Source organism: Gordonia sp. IITR100, assembly GCF_002009645.1.
Classification (GTDB): domain Bacteria; phylum Actinomycetota; class Actinomycetes; order Mycobacteriales; family Mycobacteriaceae; genus Gordonia; species Gordonia hongkongensis.
This window is the reverse complement of sequence record NZ_MVKV01000043.1, coordinates 1-1,697: the sequence shown is the minus strand read 5'-3', so window position 1 is coordinate 1,697 and position 1,697 is coordinate 1. Positions and strand designations below refer to the sequence as shown.

At 63.8% G+C, this 1,697-nt stretch carries 1 protein-coding gene; it reads right to left on the bottom strand.

What is annotated here, in order from left to right; translation table 11 throughout:
• Window positions 1-173: 173 nt before the first annotated feature.
• Window positions 174-1,550, bottom strand: a complete 1,377-nt coding sequence (locus B1818_RS23785; protein WP_368275856.1) for an IS1380 family transposase — start codon at window positions 1,548-1,550, stop codon at window positions 174-176.
• Window positions 1,551-1,697: the final 147 nt, after the last annotated feature.

Genomic DNA, 1,697 nt, shown 5'->3' with positions numbered 1-1,697 from the left:
AGCCTGAATCTTTCACGGGTGGGTAGGGTTTCGCCGATCGGTTGTCGGTGTCGCCTTTTGATGGTTGGTGCTGGTGTGTGGGCAGGGTGGATCGCCAGCGTTGGGTTCGCTGGTTGTTCGGGTTCTGAGGTGGGGTGGGCGGCGGTGACGGGGCGCGGTGACCGAGGGGCTGGTTAGGCGGTGAGGCGTTGCCAGCCGTGGCGTATGTGGTGGTTGTAGGGCCAGTCGGTGGGTAGTCGCAGGGTGGTGGTGCGGGCGTGGGTGATGATCTTGCCGCCGACGGTGAACAGGCGGTGGCGCAAGCGTTTGGGTTCCCAGCGGCGGATGGGGTCGTGGCGGTGGTAGCCGAGGGTTTGAGTCCAGGCAATGAGGTCGGAGGCCAGGGCGACGATATCGAGCCACAGTTGGTTTTTGGCGAATGAGTCGAACGGTAGGTTGGCCATGCCGGTGTCTTTGAGGCAGCGGATACGGTCTTCGGCGCGGGCACGTTGACGGTGACGCAGTTCCAGGATCGGCAGTGTCCAGCCGCGGCCGCGGGTGTTGGTGGCGAACACGGTGTAGCGGCGGCCCTCGATGTCGGTGATGAGGTGTTGGGCTCCGTTGTGAGGATATTCGCGGCGCGCGATCAGCCGCATCCCGGGTGGCCAGGGCTGGTAGGCGGTTTCGGTGTCACGGACCGAGCGCGGCATGTGGTCGGTGATTTCGGCGACCTGGGCATCAGCTCGTGGATCTGCGTCGTCGGTGTTGATCGCGGTCACCCAGGCAGCCTCAGGCAGCACGTCCAATGCGTCTTTGACCAGCTCGGAGATGGTGAACCCGACCGAGTACTGCAGATTCTGCTCGGTCAGGTGGGCCAGGAACTTTTTGGCACACCCGGCCGAATCGGTACGTATGAGCACCTGGGCGCGTTCAGCGGCGGGCAGCTGGGCCAACGCCGCCTCGAGGGCCGCGATGTGCATGTCCGCACCTTTGGGTGAGGCACCTCCACGCCGCAGGTCCAGGTTCAGTGTTTCCCCGGTGCCGAAGGCGCCGTGGTCGACGAACGAACACATCGGGGAATGCCCGAACACCCGCTTATACGTTGTCTGGGCCTGTTCTTTGGCCGATCCTGCGGTCACGGTCGTGGCATCGAGATCAACGATCACCAGCCCGCCATCGATGCTGCCCGCAGTGCCCTCCAACGGGCGGGCAATGCTCCACACCCGTTCCCGCGCCGCGGCGCGAGCCGCGCTGATCGCGGTACTGACCGCCTCGACATCGGTAGCCAGCCGGCTGATCACCCGCGAAATCGTCGGATCAGAGGCCACCTGCCCGTACAACTGTGGCTGAGCCCGGACTGTGGCCACATCGGCCACACAGTCACCACCGGTCGCCAAGGTGAGCGCCAGATCCAGCACGATCTTGGCCGGATCATGGACCGTCGCCGCGGTCCGCCACGGCGCCATCGCCGCGGTCAGCTCGGCTCCCAGGCCCGAGACCTGCACGGTTTTCGTCAGCAACACCCCGCCCGAGGTTGTCAGCACCGACTCAGTGCGCGTGGGGTCCACCATCAACTCGGGATACACGTTATTCTTCACCTGCGAGGTGCCTTTCTTCTTGTGACTATTTGTTTGTGGTGAATCAATAATCACAAGGCAGACAGGCACTTTCGCGTATCACACGCCGAACACCAGCAACATCAGTGAAATATCCAGGCT